The sequence below is a fragment of the Pseudomonas sp. Ost2 genome, from assembly GCF_018326065.1.
GTDB lineage: Bacteria > Pseudomonadota > Gammaproteobacteria > Pseudomonadales > Pseudomonadaceae > Aquipseudomonas > Aquipseudomonas gingeri.
This window is the reverse complement of the sequence record NZ_AP021904.1, coordinates 6096869-6116017: the sequence shown is the minus strand read 5'-3', so window position 1 is coordinate 6116017 and position 19149 is coordinate 6096869. Positions and strand designations below refer to the sequence as shown.

13 protein-coding genes are annotated in these 19149 nt (G+C 63.2%); 7 read left to right on the top strand and 6 right to left on the bottom strand.

Annotated elements, in window-relative coordinates:
• Positions 1-26 precede the first annotated feature (26 nt).
• Entirely contained in the window at positions 27-932 is a 906-nt protein-coding gene (locus KI243_RS27015; RefSeq protein WP_017123653.1) for a LysR family transcriptional regulator, read from the bottom strand.
• A gap of 102 nt (positions 933-1034) precedes the next feature.
• Here KI243_RS27015 and KI243_RS27010 point away from each other — a divergent pair, with 102 nt between their 5' ends.
• Positions 1035-2237 carry an aspartate aminotransferase family protein gene (locus tag KI243_RS27010; protein ID WP_178991852.1) on the top strand — a complete coding sequence of 401 codons (1203 nt, stop codon included), beginning with the start codon at positions 1035-1037 and terminating at the stop codon, positions 2235-2237.
• Between the two features lie 209 nt (positions 2238-2446).
• Here the strand turns inward: KI243_RS27010 and KI243_RS27005 are convergent, their stop codons facing one another.
• The 3 genes from KI243_RS27005 to KI243_RS26995 form a co-directional block, all read right to left on the bottom strand.
• Positions 2447-3460 carry a sensor domain-containing diguanylate cyclase gene (locus tag KI243_RS27005; protein ID WP_177084583.1) on the bottom strand — a complete coding sequence of 338 codons (1014 nt, stop codon included), beginning with the start codon at positions 3458-3460 and terminating at the stop codon, positions 2447-2449.
• Positions 3461-3658: 198 nt separating this feature from the next.
• Positions 3659-4384, bottom strand: a complete 726-nt coding sequence (locus tag KI243_RS27000; protein WP_017123656.1) for a hypothetical protein — start codon at positions 4382-4384, stop codon at positions 3659-3661.
• Positions 4377-4994: a hypothetical protein gene (locus KI243_RS26995; protein ID WP_212810098.1), complete on the bottom strand. Its 618-nt coding sequence runs from the start codon at positions 4992-4994 to the stop codon at positions 4377-4379. Before KI243_RS26995 ends, KI243_RS27000 begins: the two co-directional genes overlap by 8 nt.
• A gap of 434 nt (positions 4995-5428) precedes the next feature.
• Between KI243_RS26995 and KI243_RS26990 the strand changes: the two genes are divergently transcribed.
• Positions 5429-6295, top strand: a complete 867-nt coding sequence (locus KI243_RS26990; protein WP_212810097.1) for a hypothetical protein — start codon at positions 5429-5431, stop codon at positions 6293-6295.
• Positions 6296-6305: 10 nt separating this feature from the next.
• Here the strand turns inward: KI243_RS26990 and KI243_RS26985 are convergent, their stop codons facing one another.
• Positions 6306-7124 (bottom strand): GIY-YIG nuclease family protein, encoded by an 819-nt coding sequence (locus tag KI243_RS26985; RefSeq protein WP_212810096.1) that lies wholly within the window; start codon positions 7122-7124, stop codon positions 6306-6308.
• A 163-nt stretch (positions 7125-7287) separates the two neighbouring features.
• Entirely contained in the window at positions 7288-7992 is a 705-nt protein-coding gene (locus KI243_RS26980; RefSeq protein ID WP_017123661.1) for a hypothetical protein, read from the bottom strand.
• 350 nt (positions 7993-8342) lie between these two features.
• On the opposite strand from KI243_RS26980, the gene bcsQ reads away from it, so the two are divergent.
• From bcsQ to KI243_RS26955, 5 genes are read left to right on the top strand one after another with little or no spacing between them, the layout of a single operon-like run.
• Complete coding sequence (gene bcsQ / locus KI243_RS26975) at positions 8343-9485, top strand: cellulose biosynthesis protein BcsQ (RefSeq protein WP_212810095.1); 1143 nt, start codon at positions 8343-8345, stop codon at positions 9483-9485.
• Positions 9482-11707 carry a UDP-forming cellulose synthase catalytic subunit gene (gene bcsA / locus KI243_RS26970; RefSeq protein ID WP_177128447.1) on the top strand — a complete coding sequence of 742 codons (2226 nt, stop codon included), beginning with the start codon at positions 9482-9484 and terminating at the stop codon, positions 11705-11707. The genes bcsQ and bcsA overlap by 4 nt, the downstream gene beginning before the upstream one ends.
• Positions 11704-14061: a cellulose biosynthesis cyclic di-GMP-binding regulatory protein BcsB gene (bcsB, locus tag KI243_RS26965; RefSeq protein WP_212810094.1), complete on the top strand. Its 2358-nt coding sequence runs from the start codon at positions 11704-11706 to the stop codon at positions 14059-14061. Before bcsA ends, bcsB begins: the two co-directional genes overlap by 4 nt.
• Positions 14058-15263, top strand: coding sequence for a cellulose synthase complex periplasmic endoglucanase BcsZ (gene bcsZ, locus KI243_RS26960; protein WP_017123665.1), 1206 nt, complete (start codon positions 14058-14060; stop codon positions 15261-15263). The genes bcsB and bcsZ overlap by 4 nt, the downstream gene beginning before the upstream one ends.
• Positions 15245-19135 carry a cellulose biosynthesis protein BcsC gene (locus KI243_RS26955; RefSeq protein ID WP_212810093.1) on the top strand — a complete coding sequence of 1297 codons (3891 nt, stop codon included), beginning with the start codon at positions 15245-15247 and terminating at the stop codon, positions 19133-19135. The genes bcsZ and KI243_RS26955 overlap by 19 nt, the downstream gene beginning before the upstream one ends.
• Positions 19136-19149: the final 14 nt, after the last annotated feature.

The following is a 19149-nucleotide window of genomic DNA, read 5'->3' as shown; positions in this document are numbered from 1 at the left end:
GGTGTATTCGCTCGCCACGACCTCTCTCAGGGCTTGGCCCACTTCTCCAGCGCGAACTCCACGAAACTGCGCAGCTTGGGCAGCCGGTAGCGGTCCTGCGCATAGAGCAGGTTCATCGGCCGACAGGGCAGTTTGTAGGTTCCCAGGATCGGCACCAGCCGACCCTCGCGCAGGTCGTCGCGCAACAGCGCATCCGGCAGCATCACGATACCCATGCCGGCGAGCGCCGCCTGATACAGCGCCGACGAGCTGTTGACGGTCATCGGGCCACTGACCGGCACCAGGATTTCTCCTTCCGGGCCACTCAGGCTCCATTGTTTTTCCACCGTCCGCCAGTCGTCTCCCGCCGGGTAGGTGAAGGCCAGGCAATCGTGATGTTCGAGATCCTGGGGGATCAGCGGTGTCCCGCGCCTTTGCAGGTACGCCGGCGCCGCACAGACCGTCAGCGCGTAGTTTTCCAGGGGCCGGGCAATCAGTGCCGAAGGCTCGGGCACGCCCAGGCGGATCGCCACGTCGAAACCGCTGTCGATCAGGTCCTCGCGCTGGTTGCTGAGCATCACGTCGAGCTTGATCCGCGGATACCGCGCCACGAATTCGCTGAGGGCCGGCGCCAGGCGTTCGGAGCCGAAGGTCAGCGGCGCGGTGATCCGCAGGGTGCCGCTCGGCTCGCCCTGGACCTGTTCCGCCAACCGCTCGGAATCGGCCAGCAGCCCGAGTACCTCGAGGCAGCGCTGGTAGTAGGTCGCGCCGAACTCGGTCAGGCGCTGGCGCCGGGTCGTGCGGCTGAGCAGGCTGACCCCGAGGCGTTGCTCCAGCGCGCGCAGGTGATTGCCGACCATGGTGGTGGAAATGCCGCACTCCAGGGCGGCCGCGGTCATGCTGCCGCTCTCCACCACCTTCACATACACCTGCATCGCCTGGAACAGATCCATTATCAATCCCTGGTTTAAAATTATTGAAGTGGTGAAGAGTTTATCCAGCTCAGGTGGCTAACGATACTGCCAGCACCACCCTGATGCCTGGAGCTCGATGCCATGACCGCCGCCTGCCTGATGACCACCTATCAACCGCTCGATCTGGGATTTGTCAAAGGCTTGGGCACGCGACTCTGGGACCAGGGCGGCCGCGAGTACCTGGATGCCGTGGCGGGCGTGGCGGTGACCAATGTCGGCCATTCCCATCCACGGCTGGTCAGTGCGATCAGCGAGCAGGCAGGCCTGCTGCTGCACACTTCGAACCTCTACAGTATCGACTGGCAACAACGGCTGGCGCGGCAGTTGACCCAGTTGTCCGGCATGGACCGGGTGTTCTTCAACAATTCGGGGGCCGAGGCCAATGAAAGCGCGTTGAAGCTGGCGCGCCTGCATGCCTGGCACAAAGGCATCGAGCAGCCGCTGGTGGTGGTCATGGAGAACGCCTTTCACGGGCGCACCCTGGGTACCCTGTCGGCCAGCGACGGTCCGGCAGTGCGCCTGGGCTATCACGCGCTGCCGGGGGACTTCGTCAAGGTGCCGTTCGGCGACCTGCCGCTGTTGCACAGCCTCGCCCGCAGCCATGGCCAGCGTATCTGCGCGGTATTGATGGAGCCGATCCAGGGCGAAAGCGGCGTGCAACTGCCACCGCCGGGCTATCTCAAAGCCGTAGGGGACTTGTGCAAGCGCCGCTCCTGGTTGCTGATGCTCGACGAAATCCAGACCGGTATCGGCCGCACCGGCCAGTGGTTCGCCTTCCAGCATGAAGGCATCGTCCCGGACGTGATGACCCTGGCCAAGGGCCTGGGCAACGGCATTCCCATCGGCGCCTGCCTGGCGCGGGGCAGGGCGGCGGAACTGTTCACGCCGGGTAGCCACGGCAGTACCTTCGGAGGTAATCCGCTGGCCTGTCGGGTGGGTTGCACGGTGCTCGATATCATCGAGGAACAGGACCTGGTCGGTAACGCCCGGCAACAGGGCGAGCGCCTGCTGGCGCGTTTGCGTAGCGAGCTGGGCGGGCATCCGCAGGTCGTGGAGATTCGTGGCCGCGGGTTGATGATCGGCATAGAACTCAGGCAGCCGGTCCGCGACCTGGCATTGATCGCTGCCCGTGACCATGGCGTGCTGATCAATGTCACGCGGGGCAAGACCATCCGGCTGCTGCCGCCATTGACGATTGACGAGGCCGAGGTGGAGATGATCGTGGCAGCCGTCTGCGGTGTACTGGCTGGCGCGCCGGTGGAAAAAGCCTTGGCCTATGGCTAAAGGCTTACACGACATGCCGGTGATCACGTCTTGGTCGGCCACGGCGACTGGCCTAATCTGAACCTACTTCTGCTGCGCAAGGATGCGTACAGGATCAGGGACGATCGACCTGGCCAGGATGGCCGCTGACAGGATGTCGGAAGGTCAAAGGAAAAACCCGCTTCGGCGGGTTTTTTTGTGCGCGCGGAAATAGCGGAATGCCGCGGCGATCAACCCGAGATCATGTTCTTGCCCGCGGCCTTGGACCGGTACAACGCCTGGTCGGCACGTCCCATCAGGGCTGCCATCTGTTCACCGTCGAGGCGTTCGACCACGCCAAAACTCATGCTCAGGGAAATCGTGCCCCTGGGCCGCAGTTTCAGGATCATCCGGCGTATCCGCCCGGCCAGGGTCGTCGAGGTCGCCCGGGTGCCGTGGGGGACAACCACCATGAATTCGTCGCCACCCCAGCGCGCCAATACGTCGACATCGCGCAGGCAGCTCTGGATACCCCGGGCGACTTCCATCAGCACCGCATCGCCGCCGAGATGGCCATGCTGGTCGTTGATCAGCTTGAAGTCGTCGATATCCATGGCGATCAGCGCCAAGGGTTGGCGAAAGCGCTGGGCGCGCTCACATTCCTTGCGCAGCACCTGTTCCAGCCGGTAGCGATTGGCGACGCCGGTCAATGAGTCGCTGTGCGCCAGCTTGCGGTTTTCTTCCAGCTGCAATTGCAATTGATGATTGACCCGCGACAACTCGGCGGTCCGCTCGTTGATCAGGGCTTCAAGGGAATGGGTGCGCACTTCGAGTTGTTCGAGCAGGCGTCGCTTGTCTTCGATACTGCGGTGCGCGCCGATCATGCGGGCCACGGAGCCGTCGTCATTGCGGGAGATCACGTAGCCGCGATCCTCGATGAGGATGTAGTCGCCATGACGGTTCTTGAGGCGATACTCGGCCAGGTAACCCTGGGTATGACCGTGGATATGGTTGTCGAAGTGGGTCATGACCTGGGGGTAGTCGTCGGGGTGGACCAGGTTTTCCCAGGTAAAGACAGTGTTGGGCAGTGCATGGGGCGTGTAGCCGAGCATTTCGTACCAGCCGGGATTGCGGTAGACGAAACCGGTATTGGCATTCCAGTCCCAGATGCCATCGCTGATCAGCTCGAGGATCGCGTGCACCACTTCTTCACTGATATCGCTGAGATTGATATTCCAGGGGCCGTTCTTGGGTGCATTGGCCATCATCGCTCACTCCCTTGGCGTTGTTGATCTTGGGCTTTGCAGGCCAACAACAGGGCACGATGTCCTATGGCGCGGTGATACTGTACAGGTTGAGGTTGTGGCAGTGAAGCCAGTATGCGGTCTGTCTGAAGTAGCCTATAGGGGCTACATTTCAACAAGTAGCTTCTGGAGGATACGCGTGTTGTGCGAGGGTATCTGTCAGAGATCCAGTATCAGGACGACGATCAGACCTATGCCAATGCTGATGGAAAAGCTCAGCAAAGTGCCTACCAGTACGTACTCGCTGAGGGGCCTGTGTTCGGCGCCTTGTATTTCATTGAAGCGTAAGATGCTTTTGGCCGTGAGCAGGAAACCTACCGCCTCCCATTGACCGAGTAAGACGAAGGTTAGAATCAATGACCTTTCCAGATAACCGATAAGCCTCCCCGCATTCTTCAATGACCCACCGATGGCAATATCTTTCAGCATGGGACTGAGTATTGAGCCAATCAGGACTGATGCCGGGGAAAGTACCAGCAGATAGGCCAGTATGACGAGCAGATTACGCGTATTGGCTTGAGTGGACAGGTAGTCGCAAATCCTGGAAAGAAACTGCTCGCTGATGAGCCATACCCCGATCAACAGGGCAAGGAACATCCCCTGTCGAGTAATAAACAGGAATGTCGATGTCAGCCCCAGGCGGGGTAATACCGTACCGGCCAACAGCCGCACCAGGAGCGTCATCGCCGAGCCCCCGAGGGCCAATTCGACGTTATCGCGCAGAAAGTACAGCAGCGTCCCCAGGAGGAGGGCATGGAGCAGCATTTCTATGGTCAGTTCCAGGCCCTTGTTAGGCGTGTTTTCGACATTGTGCGGTAACAGCATGAATTCGACGGTGACGTAAGCAAGCAGCAGGATCAGTAAAAAAACCGTTGAATCAAGCATGGTTCAATCCCTTGATCCATTCACCGATGCAATCGAGATAACGATCCAGCAAGCGTGCATGTGCGCGTTGCAGTGCTTTGTTCACAGTGACCCTGGACTTGCCGAGCATGCGTGCGGTGCCTTGTTGATCAAGGTTTTCGGTCATGTGGAGGAAATAGGTCCGGGCCTCCACGATTGTCCATTCATCGAGGGTCGTGCCGACAAATTCCGTCAACAACTCGGTGCGCTCTTGCAGGTTCAGGTCATGGCTGAACAACATGAGCGTCGTCCTCTTCATGCTGTCCAAGCCTTGGCCGGACAACACATAGGCTTCGCCATATCCTGGGTTTGAGTTTGCCGAACCGACCCCGACGGCGATTCGGGCATCCCATCGCTCCCCTGGCGGGCTTTTGGCGATCAGACCGGCGCGTAGGGCTAATGCACAATGAAAAGCCTGTTCCGGTGATACGGGGACCAACTGGAAACCATCACCACGAAAGATTTCCACCTGGAAGTCATAGTGCTTGCCGAGTTCGTCGAGCACCGCCTTCAGGCCGTCGATATAGGCCTGCGTGCTATCCGCTGCCTGGGAGTGGATCAGGTCGCCCGTCAATACCGCCTTGATCGCCATGGAGTATCTCTGTGCAGAAGGGATAAGAGAGTAGCCTCTGAAGGCTACATTTTTGAAAGTAGCCTTTAAAGGCTACTTTTGCAAATGGACAAGTTCGTTCAGGCGGTGAGTTGCCTGGAGGAAACCGAGGTAGTAGGCATAATGTACGGTGAGGTGAGCATGGCGCGAAAAGAAGAGTGCACGGAGTGATCAGAGAGTTGTTCCAAGGTTTGTCGACTCTGGCTTTGATATTGGCGTCTCTGTACGCCGGTGCGAATCAGCCGCTGTTTGATCAAGCCATCCGTTCTCCGACCGATTTACCCCTGTGTGGGGACTCGAGCCTGTATGCAGGCCCTATCGCCCAGCCCGGCACTGCGCTTGCCTCCCGGCAATGCTCGAAGCCTTCACCCAGGACTTACCAACCCCGCCATCGCGGCCTGGGCTACGAGATCCTTATGCTGGAGTCTGAGGCCTGCTTCGTGCCGGACGAGAGTTTTCGCCTGCTGGACTCGCTGATCGATCAGGCGCGGGATTCGCTGGCTGCCCGGCCCGGCGCAAAGGCCGACTGGCAAGCGCAGGCCCGGGCCACGTTCACGGTGGCGGGGGCCACGCTCGTCGACAACGGTTTCCAGTTGTACGTCCCGACCGAAACCCTGGGCGATGCCCTGGCCTCGCGCACACTGCCCGGAGGCGGGCGGCATATCGCCGACTGTGACACCAGCGCATTCCTGTATCTGTCGGTGGCCGAGTCCCTGTCGCTGCCCATGAGCCTGGTGGAAATGCGCCTGCCCGATGGCGAGAGCCACAACTACCTGCGCTGGACGCCCCGCCACGGTCCGGCGATGGACTGGGATACCAATGGCCGCGCCCAATGCCGCACGCCGGCGGGCCTGCCGGCCTGGCAGGGGCGAAGCCTGTCGCGCGACGAAGTGCTGGGGTACGCGACCTTGTTGCGTGGCGAGTCCTGGCACAAACAGGGCAAGCTCGACGAGGCCCTGGCGGATTACCGCACGGGTGTGCGGCTCTATCCCCAGTCGCCGAAGGGGCAGAACAACCTGGCCTGGATCATCGCCAGCACGGCCGCCTTCAAGACCCCGGCCCTGCTGGCCGAAGCCCAGCTCGCGGCGCAACGGGCCGTGGCGCTGGAACCCGGAGCCAATGCCCTGGATACCCTGGCTTGCGTCAAGGCGCGGTCGGGGGACTTTGTCGGCGCGCTGGCGGCTGAAGAGCGGGCGCTGGCGCTGAAGCCGGGAAGCCCGGATTTTCTCGCGCGCAAAAGTCGATTCAGCGCCGTGCCGGCCCGGGACTGCACGGGGCTTTAGCTGCCACGACTCAGTTGCCGTTCAGGCCGCTGTCGCGTGTCAGCAGGCGGATTTTCCAGTGATTTTCCTTGTCGCGCATCTCGTCGGCGCCGGTGTGTTTGTCGGCTATTTCCAGGATGGAAAAGTGGAGCTTCTCCGAGAAACTGCCCCCGCGCACGGCTTCGAGATCCACCAGCCGCACGTTGCCGCCATGACCCGAATGCGCGTAGGTCACCCAGCGTCCCCAGATGCCATCCATGCCGGTGGCACTGCCCACGTAGAGCTGGTTCTGTTCCCGGTCGGAGATCAGGTAGACCCCGGCGACGCTGGACAGCGCCGTGCGCCAGGACTCCAGTTCCTGATTGACGATCAACCGCAGTTCCGGGTAGCTGACATTGACGTCCTTGAAACCGGGGAACGGGCCGATGGTGAGCCGTTCTTCGCGAATTTCCGACAGCTGCAGTTCGTGGAGGCAGGTTTCCAGGTTTCGATAGTTGGCCCGGGCCGTCTTCTCATGGTGAATGACCAGTCGCCCCTCCAGTGGCCTGAAGGCTTCGACCTTGCGGTAGCGGTAGTGATACTGCAGGGGCGGATACTCATCGTTGGGAATCGCTTCCAGCGAATCGTAGGCGCCGACAAACAGCCACTTGTTCCAGCGCGGCATCTGCACCAGCGACAGCAACAGCGGTCGTTCGAAATTCTTCTGGCGTTGCCAGGCCTGCCAGTCGTCGAACTTACCGGCGAAGTACACATCCAGTGGATCGTCCGAACCATTGTGCTGGGCGAAATGGATCTTGGTCTGTTCCGGGTCGAAGCCGGGGTAAACGCTGGTCAACAGGGGTTGAAGCATACGAGGTCCGTTTTCGAATGGGATCGGCATGGCAGGGCTTGAGGAAAAGTCGCGTCGTTTGCAGCGCTCATGAAGCAAAAAGGGCGGATCTGTTCCCCGGCACGTCGCACCTCGTAACACATCCACCCTTTCCCACCACGGCTTCGATCAAGCCATCGCGGTTTTACTGCTGAACGATGCTGTAGCCGGCAAACGCGGTCTGTTGCTGGATCGCGGTGACGATGTTCTTGCGTGTCGCCGGTTGTTCGTTGCCTTCGTTGTCCACAAAGGTTTCGCTCAGCAGTTCGGCCAGGTCGCCATGACCGGCAAAGGCGAAGCCCAGGAACTCGTAGGCTTCGCGATCGGCGTTGGCCTTGGAGCGTGGCGTGCGCAGCGGGAAGTTGACGCTGTTGCCGTCCTTGCTGATCACGAAGACCTCGGCTTCTTTCTTCGGGCGCGCGGCCTTGCCCTTGCCGGCATTCGGGTTGCTCACCGCCTGGTGGGTCTGGTTCAGCACCTTGAGCGCCAGGCCGTAGACCAGTTCCTGGAACGCCGGGTCGTCCTTGTAGCTGGAGAGGATCCGGGTGATCGGGAATTTCGTGCTCAGGTCTTCCAGCGCGGCGATATCCGCGGCCTCGGCGTCCTTGAGTTGCTTGAGCTGGCCCATGAGTTCGTAGGCTTTGTCGTCGTCAAAACGGTCGTGCGCCTGGCGGATTGCCGCGCGCAACTGGCGAATCTCATCGCTTTCCTTGGAGGTGTGGAAAGCGTCGAGCACCATTTCACTGATGGTCTTGGCCTGGGCCACGTGCTGGGAAAGATTGATCGCGTTTTCGTACTCGTGCTTGGCGGACAAGGAGGTTACGGCTTCATCGGTATGGGAATCAGGCATCGAAATTTCGCTATTTCATTTGACAGGTTGTGAGGCGCGAAATGCCTTGGGCATTTCCGGGCGCCTAATCTATTGGACCGACGCGCCGTTGTCACGGATCAACAGGCGAGTGGCCCGCGCAGGGGACAAGAGCTCCTTTACATTCAATGGATTACAGTTTGTTCGCCAAAATATTGGCGAGCACGGCCTGTTCGCTGCGTAAAATCAATTAGACTCCAAAATAATGACACAATCATATTGATATCACTTGTGGGGGGGAGTCATCGGGGAACAACGGAGTGTATGACCAGGGTTGGTGCTAGTCCCTTTGGATGCTCGTTTTGAACCTTTTTGTACAAAGGGATACCAGGATGCATCGGCCAGACGATATCGCGAATCTGTTCCAGAGATTCGGCGCAAGCGCGGACAGCTATCGGGAAATAGAACCGTCCTACGACTACATCGAAGAGACTGCCACGCCTTGTGCCGCCGTCTTGAGTACCGGGCAACCGCCGGACGGGGTGTCCGTGGTCGAGGTCCCGGTGTCTCCTGTCGCGACACCGCCTGTACCTCAGGCGCAGACCCCGTCTGCGGTCGTCGAGCCATCGCCGTTCGTCCTGCCGGCAGCCCCGGCCAGTTCCACACCGCTGAGTCGCCTGCTGGCGGAAATCGAGCAACAGCGTGCAGCGGTGGTCGTCGATGCCCCTGTCCCGGGCGCTTCCCGTCCGATCCTGAAAGCCAAGGTCATCGCGGTGGTCTCGGCCAAGGGCGGTGTCGGCAAGAGCACTCTGGCCGGTGCCCTGGCGAGTGCGATCAAGCGCTCCGGCGGGCGTACCCTGGCGATCGACCTCGACCCGCAAAACGCCTTGTGCCTGCATCTGGGCGGCAATGAACAATGGCCGGGCATCGCCCAGGACGACCCGGAGCAGCAGGACTGGCGCCAGCTGATTCGCGAGGGTTTTGCCGCCAGCCGCTGCCTGGCCTACGGGGTGGTCAGCGAAGCGGAACGCCTGGATTTCGAAAACAGCCTGCGCGCCGATCCCACCTGGCTGGCTCGTCATCTGGCCGACATGGGGCTGGGCGAGCGGGACACACTGATCATCGACACGCCGCCCGGGGCTACGGCCTATCTCGCCCAGGCCCTGGCCATCGCCGACATCGCCCTGGTGGTAACCCTCGCCGATGCGGCGTCCTACTCCAGTCTCAACCAGATGGAGCGGCTGCTCGCGCCCTATCTGCAGCGGGACAAGCCGTTGCAGTGCAAATACGTCATCAACCAGTTGGATACGTCCCGCCAGTTCAGCCTCGACGTGTACGAAGTGCTGAAAAAAAGAACAGGCAACCAGCTGCTCGGAGTGATCCATCAGGATCATTTCTTCAGCGAAGCATTGGCGTACGACCGTAACCCGCTGGCGCACACCCCAAGCACCCGAGGCTGCCAGGACACCCTCGATATCGCAGGCTCGCTGTGCGAACTGCTCATGCAAGGTACGCAAGAGTCCCATTTGTCATGATCCGCGATCCCAATCCCACGTCCCATCTCCCGGGGCGCAGCGAACTGCGTCTCAACGATTGGTCGACCCGCTTCAAGCAATGGCCGGGCGCACTGCGCCGGGTGTTGATTTTCGGCGGCGCGCTGGTCGCCGGCCTGTTGCTGGTCAGCATCATCAGCGCCCCGCTGGACCTCTACACCCAATGCCTGTTCGCCGCGCTGTGCTTCGGTTCGGCGTTGCTGATCAAGCGCCTGCCGGGGCGCCTGCCGATCCTGGCGCTGATCGTGCTGTCGCTGGTGGCTTCGTTGCGCTACCTGTACTGGCGCCTGACCGACACCCTCGGTTTTGACGGCTGGCTGGACATCCTCTTCGGCTACGGCCTGGTGCTGGCGGAGATCTATGCGCTGGTGGTGCTGGTCTTCGGTTATGTGCAGACCGCGTGGCCGCTGCGCCGCCGTCCGGTGATGCTGGCGGGCGATCCGGGCGACTGGCCGACGGTGGATGTGTTCATCCCCACCTACAACGAAACCCTGAGCATCGTGAAGTTGAGCATCTTCGCCGCCCAGGCGATGGACTGGCCCAAGGACAAGCTGCGCGTGCATGTCCTCGATGACGGCCGGCGCGATGAGTTCCGCCGCTTCTGCCAGAGCATCGGCGTCAACTACATCACCCGCGACAACAACTTTCACGCCAAGGCCGGCAACCTCAACGAAGCCCTCAAGGTCACCGACGGCGAATACATCGCCATGTTCGACGCCGACCACGTGCCGACCCGATCCTTCCTGCAGATCGGCATGGGCTGGTTCCTCAAGGATCCGAAGCTTGCGATGTTGCAGACGCCGCACTTCTTCTTTTCCCCGGACCCGTTCGAGAAGAATCTCAACACCTTCCGCGCCGTGCCCAACGAAGGCGAGCTGTTCTATGGCCTGGTGCAGGACGGCAACGACCTGTGGAACGCGACGTTCTTCTGCGGCTCGTGCGCCATTCTGCGCCGCAAGCCACTGGAGGAAATCGGCGGGGTGGCGGTCGAAACCGTGACCGAGGACGCCCACACCGCCCTCAAGCTCAACCGTGCCGGCTACAACACTGCCTACCTGGCGATCCCCCAGGCGGCGGGCCTGGCCACCGAAAGCCTGTCGCGACATATCAGCCAGCGGATCCGCTGGGCGCGCGGCATGGCGCAGATCTTCCGGCTCGACAACCCGCTGGTGGGCAAGGGCCTGAACCTCGGCCAGCGCATCTGCTACGCCAACGCCATGCTGCACTTTTTCTATGGCCTGCCACGGCTGGTGTTTCTCACCGCGCCGCTGGCCTACCTGATCTTCGGCGCGCAGATCTTCCACGCCTCGGCCCTGATGATCACCGCCTATGCCTTGCCGCACCTGTTCCATTCCAACCTGACCAACTCCTGCATCCAGGGGCGTTTCCGGCATTCGTTCTGGAACGAGGTCTACGAGACGGTCCTGGCCTGGTACATCATGCCGCCGGTGCTGATGGCGCTGGTCAACCCGAAGTTCGGCGGCTTCAACGTCACCGACAAGGGCGGGATCATCGACAAGGAGTATTTCGACTGGAAGCTGGCCCGGCCCTACATCGTCCTGCTGGTGCTGAACGTGACCGGTCTCGGTTTCGGTATCCACCAGTTGATCTGGGGGGCGCCGGACACGGCGATCACGGTGCTGATCAACTGTGTGTGGACGCTCTACAACCTGATCATTACCAGCGCCGCGGTCGCGGTGGCCAGTGAGACCCGCCAGGTGCGCGCGGAACCCCGGGTCCGGGCCGAGCTGCCGGTGAGGATCGAGCTGGCCGATGGCACCGAGGTCTACGGTACGACCCAGGACTTTTCCCAGCGCGGCCTGGGCCTCAAATTGCCGGCGGGAACCACGGTGGCGGCGGGGGAACGGGTGCGGGTGTCGTTGTTCCGCAACTCGCGCACCAGCCAGTTCGATACCACGGTGGTGTTCAGCAAGGGTCAGTACCTGGGCGCGCTGTTCGACCCGCTGAGCCTGCGCCAGCAAAGCGAACTGGTGCGCATGACCTTCTCCCGCGCCGATACCTGGGCCGCCAGTTGGGGCAGCGGCAAGCTCGATACGCCGCTGTCGGCCCTGCGGGAAGTCAGTGCCATCGGCCTCGTCGGCATGGGCGCTCTGCTCAAGGCCGTGGCCCTGCAGGCCCGCGACCGCCTGGTCGCCCGATCCGCTCCTTCGCAACCGCTCGAACCTCTTATGGACAAGTCATGATCATCAAATCCTCAGCACGCAGCGCCACCCGTGGCCCACGTCATCCGTTCATGCGCCTGCCTTCATGGGTACTGCTTTCATCGGTGCAGTTTTTATCGGGGCTGGCTTTGCCGCTACTGGGCCTGGGCGGCATGATTCCCCTGGCCCATGCCGATACGACAGCGACGCCTGCGTTGGCACCGGCTCAGGCCGGTCCCGTGGTCCAGCCGAGCGCGGGCAGCTACAACCGCGACCTGACCCTCAAGCAACTGGGCCGGTTGGACACCATGAACCTGCAGGGTGTCGAAGCGGCCGACGGGGTCAATTTCGATATCCGCGCCGACGAAGTGGTCAACGGTGCGCAACTGGTGCTGCACTACAGCTACTCGCCGGCGCTGCTCTCCGACCTGTCGCAGATCAACGTGCTGGTCAACGACGAAGTCGCCGCCAGCCTGGCGTTGCCCAAGGAGGGCGCCGGCCAGCCGCAACAGCAGGTGGTGCAGATCCCTGCGCACCTGATCACCGAGTTCAACCGCCTGCGCCTGCAATTTATCGGGCACTACACGATGCAGTGCGAGGACCCGCAGCACAGCAGCCTGTGGGCCAAGATCAACAACAGCTCGGAACTCAAGCTCAGCGTTTCGCCGATCCAGCTCAAGGATGATCTGTCGATCCTGCCGCTGCCGTTCTTCGATCGCCGCGACTCGCGCCAGGTCAACCTGCCGGTCGTGTTCGCCCGGCAACCGGATAACGCCGCCCTGGAAGCAGCGGGGGCGTTGTCATCCTGGATCGGTGGCCTGGCGGCCTATCGAGGCGCGAGTTTCACCAGCAGCCTGGGCCAGCTTCCCGAGCAGGGCAATGCGATTGTCCTGATCGAAAGCCAGGAGGCGGTGCAACTGGGCGGCCTGCAGGTGCCGGCACCGAAAGGCGCGACCGTCACGCTGCTGACCAACCCCGGCGATCCCCATGGCAAGCTGCTGCTCGTCGCCGGACGCAATGCGGCCGAGCTCAAGCTGGCTGCCGCCGCCGTGGCGGTGGGCAGCAAGGCGCTGGTGGGCAGCAGCGTGGTGATCGAGCATCTCGATCCGCTGAGCCCGCGCAAACCCTATGACGCACCGAACTGGCTGCCGTCCGATCGGCCGGTGCGCCTGGGCGAACTGCTCGATACCCGCCAACTCAGTGTGTCCGGCTACAACCCCGGCAGTATCAATATCCCCGTGCGGCTGCCACCGGACCTGTTCAACTGGCGCGAAGCGGGTGTACCGCTGGACCTGAAATACCGCTACACCCCGCAGCAGGAGTCGGCCAACTCGTCACTGCTGGTGAGCCTGAACAACACCTTCATGAAATCCATGCCGTTGCCGTCGCTCAAGAGCCTGGACGGCGGCGAGAACCTGCTGACGTTGCTGAAGAAGGATGAAAGCCTGCCCCGCGAGGCGAATGTGCTGTTGCCCCTGGGCGTGGCGTCGCCGCGCTCGCAGTTGCAACTGCGCTTCATGTTCGACTACGTCAAGCAGGGCGAATGCCGGGACATCATCATCGATAACATGCGCGGCCTGATCGACCCGGACTCGAGCCTCGACCTGCGCGGTTTCAACCATTACATCGCCTTGCCCAACCTGGGCGTGTTCAACGACAGCGGCTTCCCGTTCACCCGCCTGGCGGACCTGTCGCAGAGTGCCGTGGTCCTGCCCGACGGCAGCGGCCCGCAAGAGTGGGGCGCCTACCTGACCGTGCTAGGCCGGTTCGGCGAGTCCACCGGTTACCCGGCGACGGCGGTGACCGTGGTCCAGGCCAAGGATGTGCAGACGGTCAGCGACAAGGACCTGCTGGTATTCGCCTCGGGAGCCAACCAGCCCTTGCTGGAACAGTGGGCCGATCGCCTGCCCGCCAGCACCGCCGGCAGCAGCCACCGCTTCAACCTGTCCGACCTGACCTTGCGCCTGCGCGACTGGATCAGCACTGATGCCCAGGCCAACCAGCGCAAGCCACGTCTTCAGGTGACCTACACCGGCGCCAACAGCAGCACTTACCTGGCCGGTTTCGAATCGCCGCTCAAGCCTGAGCGCAGTGTGGTGGTGATTGCCAGCGGCAAGCCGGAAGGCCTGGCCGATGCCACCGCCGCGCTGATCGGTGGCGACTCTTACAAGGACAGCATCCAGGGCAGCCTGGCGGTGGTGCAGGACAAGCGGATCACCTCGCTGGTGGCCGACGAGCAGTACTACGTCGGCGACCTGAGCCTGTTCAAGCGGGTGCAGTGGACCCTGTCGCAGAACCTGTTGTGGATGCTGCTGGTGACGGTGGCGGGCCTGGCGCTGGTGAGCGTGCTGCTGTACTTGTTCCTGCGCTCACGGGCTCGGAAGCGACTGTCATGAGTGTCGCTCGATGTCTCAAGCCGCGCTGCCTGGGCGGCCTGCTGTCGCTGGTGCTGCTGGTCTCGGGCACGGTGCAGGCCGAGGGCTGCAGCGTGCAGAACTGGCCGTTGTGGAAAAGCTACGCCGAGCGGTTCGTGCAGAAGGACGGGCGCATGCTCGGATCGAGCATGGACCCCAACCAGAGCAGTTCCGAAGGCCAGTCCTACGGGATGTTCTTTGCGCTGGTGGCCAATGACCCGGTGACCTTCGATGCGTTGTGGCGCTGGACCCGGGACAACATGGCTGGTGCCGATATCGCCGGGAACCTGCCCGGCTGGCTGTGGGGGCCGACTCCCGCCGGCACCTGGGGCGTGCTCGACAGGAACTCCGCCAGCGATGCCGACCTGTGGTTCGCCTACGCGCTGCTGGAGGCCGATCGCCTGTGGAAAAAGCCGGCGTACCGCAGCGATGCGCAACGCATTCTGAACAACGTCGAAAAGACCCTGATCCGCGATATCCCTGGCCTGGGCAAGATGCTCCTGCCCGGGCCGGTGGGTTATGAGCACCCGGATCAACTGTGGCGTTTCAATGCCAGCTACACGCCGATCCCGCTGCTGCGCCGCTTCAGCAGGGAGGCGCCGTCGAGCCCCTGGAAAGAGGTCGCCGAGAGCACCGCGAAGATGATCGCCGACAAGAACATGAACCGCTTCGGATTCGTCCCGGACTGGGTCGGTTATCGGGGCACGGACGTCAACAAGGGCCTGTTCGTGGTGGACAAGTTCACCAATGCCCAGGGCAGCTATGACGCCATTCGTGCCTATCTCTGGGCCGGCCTGACCTCACCGGGCGATCCGCTGGCCAGGCCGATTCTCGACAATCTCGACGGCATGGCACAGGCCACGGCGTCCACCGGCGTACCGCCGGAAAAGGTCCAGGTCCTGACCGGCGCCACCGAGGGGATCGGCCCCTACGGGTTCTCCGCCGCGCTGGTGCCGTACCTGCGGGCCAAGGGCCTGCCGTTGCTGGCGGACCAGCAGCAACGCCTGGTGGACCAGGCGATCGCGCACTTCAGCAACCCGGCCGATCCGGCTTATCAACAGCACCAGTATTACCACGTGATGCTGAGCCTGTTTTCCCTCGGCTGGAGCGAGAACCGCTATCAGTTCAACAAAGACGGCACCGTGAAAGTGTCCTGGGAGGCCGCATGCGCCAGCAAACCCTAGCCCTGGCGGTGTGTGCCGCCCTGGCATCCGGCGCCAGCTTCGCCGCCGACAGCGCTGCCCCGCAGTCGCTGCTGATCCAGCAGGGTTACTACTGGCAGGCCAAGGAAAAGCCGGACCGCGCGGCGGAAGCCTGGACGCGGCTGTTGAACCTGCAGCCCGAGCAACCCGACGCCTTGTATGGCCTGGGCCTGATCGACCTGCAACAACAGCGCCTGGCCGGCGCGCAGAATTACCTGGCCCGGTTGCAGGCGATCAAGCCGTTGCCGCGCCTGGCGTTGCAGCTCGAGCAGGACATTGCCCTGAGCCCGCCGGACAAACAGCAACTGCTGGAAAAAGCCCGCGAACTGAGCGATGCCGGCGAGCGCGACAAGGCCGTCGAGACCTATCGGCAGTTACTGGACGGTCATCAGCCGCAAGGCCTGATCGCCCGCGAGTACTACAACACCCTGGGCTTCGCCACGGGGGGCTGGCCCGAGGCGCGGACCGGGCTGGAACGGTTGCGCCGGGAACGTCCGGATGACGCGATCCTCGACCTGTGGCTGGCATTGCACCTGGCGCGCAATCCCGACAGTCGCGCGGAAGGTATCCGTGCCCTGGCGCGGCTGTCGCATAACCCGGATATCGGTGGCAACGCCGACGAGACTTGGCGCTTCGCCCTGGTCTGGCTCGGTCCGCCGTCGCGGGACCAGGTGTCATTGTTCGAGCAGTATCTGCAGGCGCATCCGAACGACACGGAAATCCGCGCGTTGATGGACAAGGGCATCGCCCAGGGCCGCGGCGGCGCCGGCTGGCAGCGCGATCCCCATGTCGCCCGTGGCCTCAAGGCCCTCGAGGCCGGTGACCTGGCCACTGCCGAGCAGCAATTGCAGGCGCGCCTCAACGACAAGCCCGGCGACTACGACGCCCTCGGTGGCATGGGCATCCTGCGCCAGCAGCAGAAACGCCTGGGCGAAGCCGAGAACTATCTGCTGCAGGCGACCCGCACCGCCGGCGGCGGGCAATGGAAAGAGGCCCTCGAGGATGTGCGCTACTGGATCCTCCTCGACAAGGCCGCCGAGGCCCAGCGCAGCGGACGGCAAACCCAGGCGCGGGAATTGATCGAACAGGCCATTGCCAAGAACCCGGTGGAGCCGGCCGGCCCGACCGCGCTGGCCGGGTTGCAGGCCCAGGCCGGGCAACTGGACGCCGCCGAAGCCGGTTATCGCCAGGTGCTGGCGCGCACCGCGAACTACCCGGATGCCTTGAGCGGACTGATCGCCGCGCTGTCGCGGTCGGGCAAGTCCGATGAAGCGTTGCAACTGATCGACGGCCTGTCACCGGCGCAACAGGCGCGCCTGGCGCCCAGCGTGCATATCCGCGCGCTGCGGGCCACCCAGGTGGCCAAGCTGGCCGAGCGCCGTGGCGATCTCGCTGCCGCGCAGAAAGCCTACAAGGAAGCCCTGGCCGACGACCCGAAGAATCCCTGGACACGTTTCGCCCTGGCCCGGGTCTACCTGCGCAACGGCCAGACCCAGGTCGCCCGCGACCTGATCGACGAACTGCTCAAGCAGCAACCCGACCAGCCGGACGCGCTGTACACCAGCACCCTGCTGTCTGCCGAACTGGGCGAGTGGAGCAAGGCCCAACGCACCCTGGCGCGGATTCCGGCGGCCAGGCGCAGTGCCGACATGAACGAGATGGAGCTGGATATCCGCCTGCATATCCAGACCGAACTGGCGGTGGATGTCGCCCGTCGCGGCCAGCGCCAGGAAGCCTGGGCGCTGCTGTCGCGTTGCGAGCCGCTGGCCCAGGGCAAGCCCGAGCGGCTGGCGGTGCTGGCCAGTGCCTATGCCGAAGCCGGCAATCCGGACCAGGCGGTGAGCCTGATGCGCGGTTTGCTGGATAAGTCCGCGTCGACGCCGGACCTGCAATTGCTCTATGCGGGCGTGTTGCTCAAGGCCGACCAGGACGCCGAAGCCAGCGACATCCTGCGCCAGTTGCAAGGCAAGCCGATGAGTGAAACCGCGAGCAAGCGCTACGAGGACCTGGTGTTTCTCTACCGGGTCAAACAGGCCGATGAACTGCGTGAAAAGAATGATCTGGTGGCCGCCTACGACATGTTGTCGCCGGCTCTCCAGCAACGTCCGAACGACAGCCTGGCGGTGTCTTCGCTGGCGCGCATGTATGCGGCCAGCGGCAATGTCGCCAAGGCCCGGCAACTCTATGAACCGCTGATCAAGGCCGATCCGGGCAACGCCAGGCTGCAACTGGGCCTGGCCGATATCGCCCTGCAAGGCCGGGACTATGCCCTGGCCGAAAGCGCGGTGAAAAAAGCCCTCGAACTGGAACCGGGCGTGCCGCAGACGCTGACTGCGTCCGCGCGGGTCTATCGCGGCATGGGCCGTACCGGCGAGGCCAGCCAGTTGCTGCGCAAGGCCATCGAGATCGAGAACAGTCAGCGCAGCGACACCTACGTGGTGACTTCCGCCGGCTCGGCCGTCTCGGCCAACCCCTTTGTCGGGCTGGCCGGGCAGCGGCGCCAGACCACCGCGCTGGCCCAGGCGTCACTGATTCCGCCGCCGGTGGATGGCCCGGCGACGGGGCTCGGCGCGGGGGATCCGGAGCAGGTGCCGGCACCGGTCGGGCGCAAGGCCCAGGTCGTTGCCGCGACCAATGGCGGCGTCAATCCGTTCGACCAGAGCTATGCCCGCGACACGGCTGCGCAGGCGGGACGCAGCCCGGCGCAACTGGCCCTGGACGATATCCTCCAGGACCGCACCGGCTATGTGGTCCAGGGCCTCAGCGTGCGCAGCAACAACAGCGAGAAAGGCCTGGGCAAGCTGACGGATATCGAGACGCCGTTTGAACTCAGTATCCCCGTGGGTACGGAAATGGCGAGCATCGCCCTGCAGGTTACTCCGGTCTGGCTGTCCTCGGGCAGTCCGGGCAATTTCGCCCAGGCCCGTTTCGGCACCAGCGGCCTGGATCCGGTGGGGTCGCAGAAAGACAGCGGCGTGGGGTTCGCCTTGGCCTATCGCGACAAGGAGCAGGGCCTCAAGGCCGACATCGGGGTCAGCCCGGTGGGCTTTACCTACAGCACGCCGATTGGCGGGGTCAGCCTCAACCGGCCATTCGCGGCCAACTCCAATTTCAGCTACGGCGTCAGTGCCTCACGGCGGGCGGTGACCGACAGCCTGACCTCGTTCGCCGGCTCCCGCGACCCGCGTACCGGCGAGAAGTGGGGGGGCGTCACCGCCAACGGCGTACGTGGCGAACTGGGTTACGACAACCAGAAGTTCGGCGCCTACGGCTACGGTTCGGCACACCGGCTGGTGGGCCACAACGTCGACGACAACGACCGCTTCGAGCTGGGCAGCGGCGTCTACTGGTACCTGCGCAATACCCCCGGCAGCATCCTGACCCTCGGCCTCAGCGGTTCGGCCCTGAGCTACTCGGATAACCAGGACTTCTACACCTACGGCCACGGCGGTTACTTCAGCCCGCAGACCTTCTTCGCCCTCGGCGTGCCGGTCAGTTGGTCGCAACGTACCGAGCGATTCACCTACCGGATCAAGAGTTCGGTGGGCGTCCAGCATATCGGCCAGGACAGCGCCGCGATCTTCCCCGGTCACAGCGAGCTGCAGCCGAACGCCACGGCAGTCGGCCTGACGCGTTATGACGGCGAAAACAAGACAGGAATCGGCTACAGCTTCAACGCCGCCGGTGAATACAAGTTCGGTTCGAACTTCTTCCTCGGGGGCTCGCTGGGCGTGGACAACGCCAGCGACTACCGCCAGGTCGCCGGTGGCCTGTACCTGCGTTACACCTTCGAGGACATGACCGGCCCGATGGACTTGCCGGTCAGCCCCTTCGGTTCCCCCTATTCGAATTGATTCAACGAGGAATG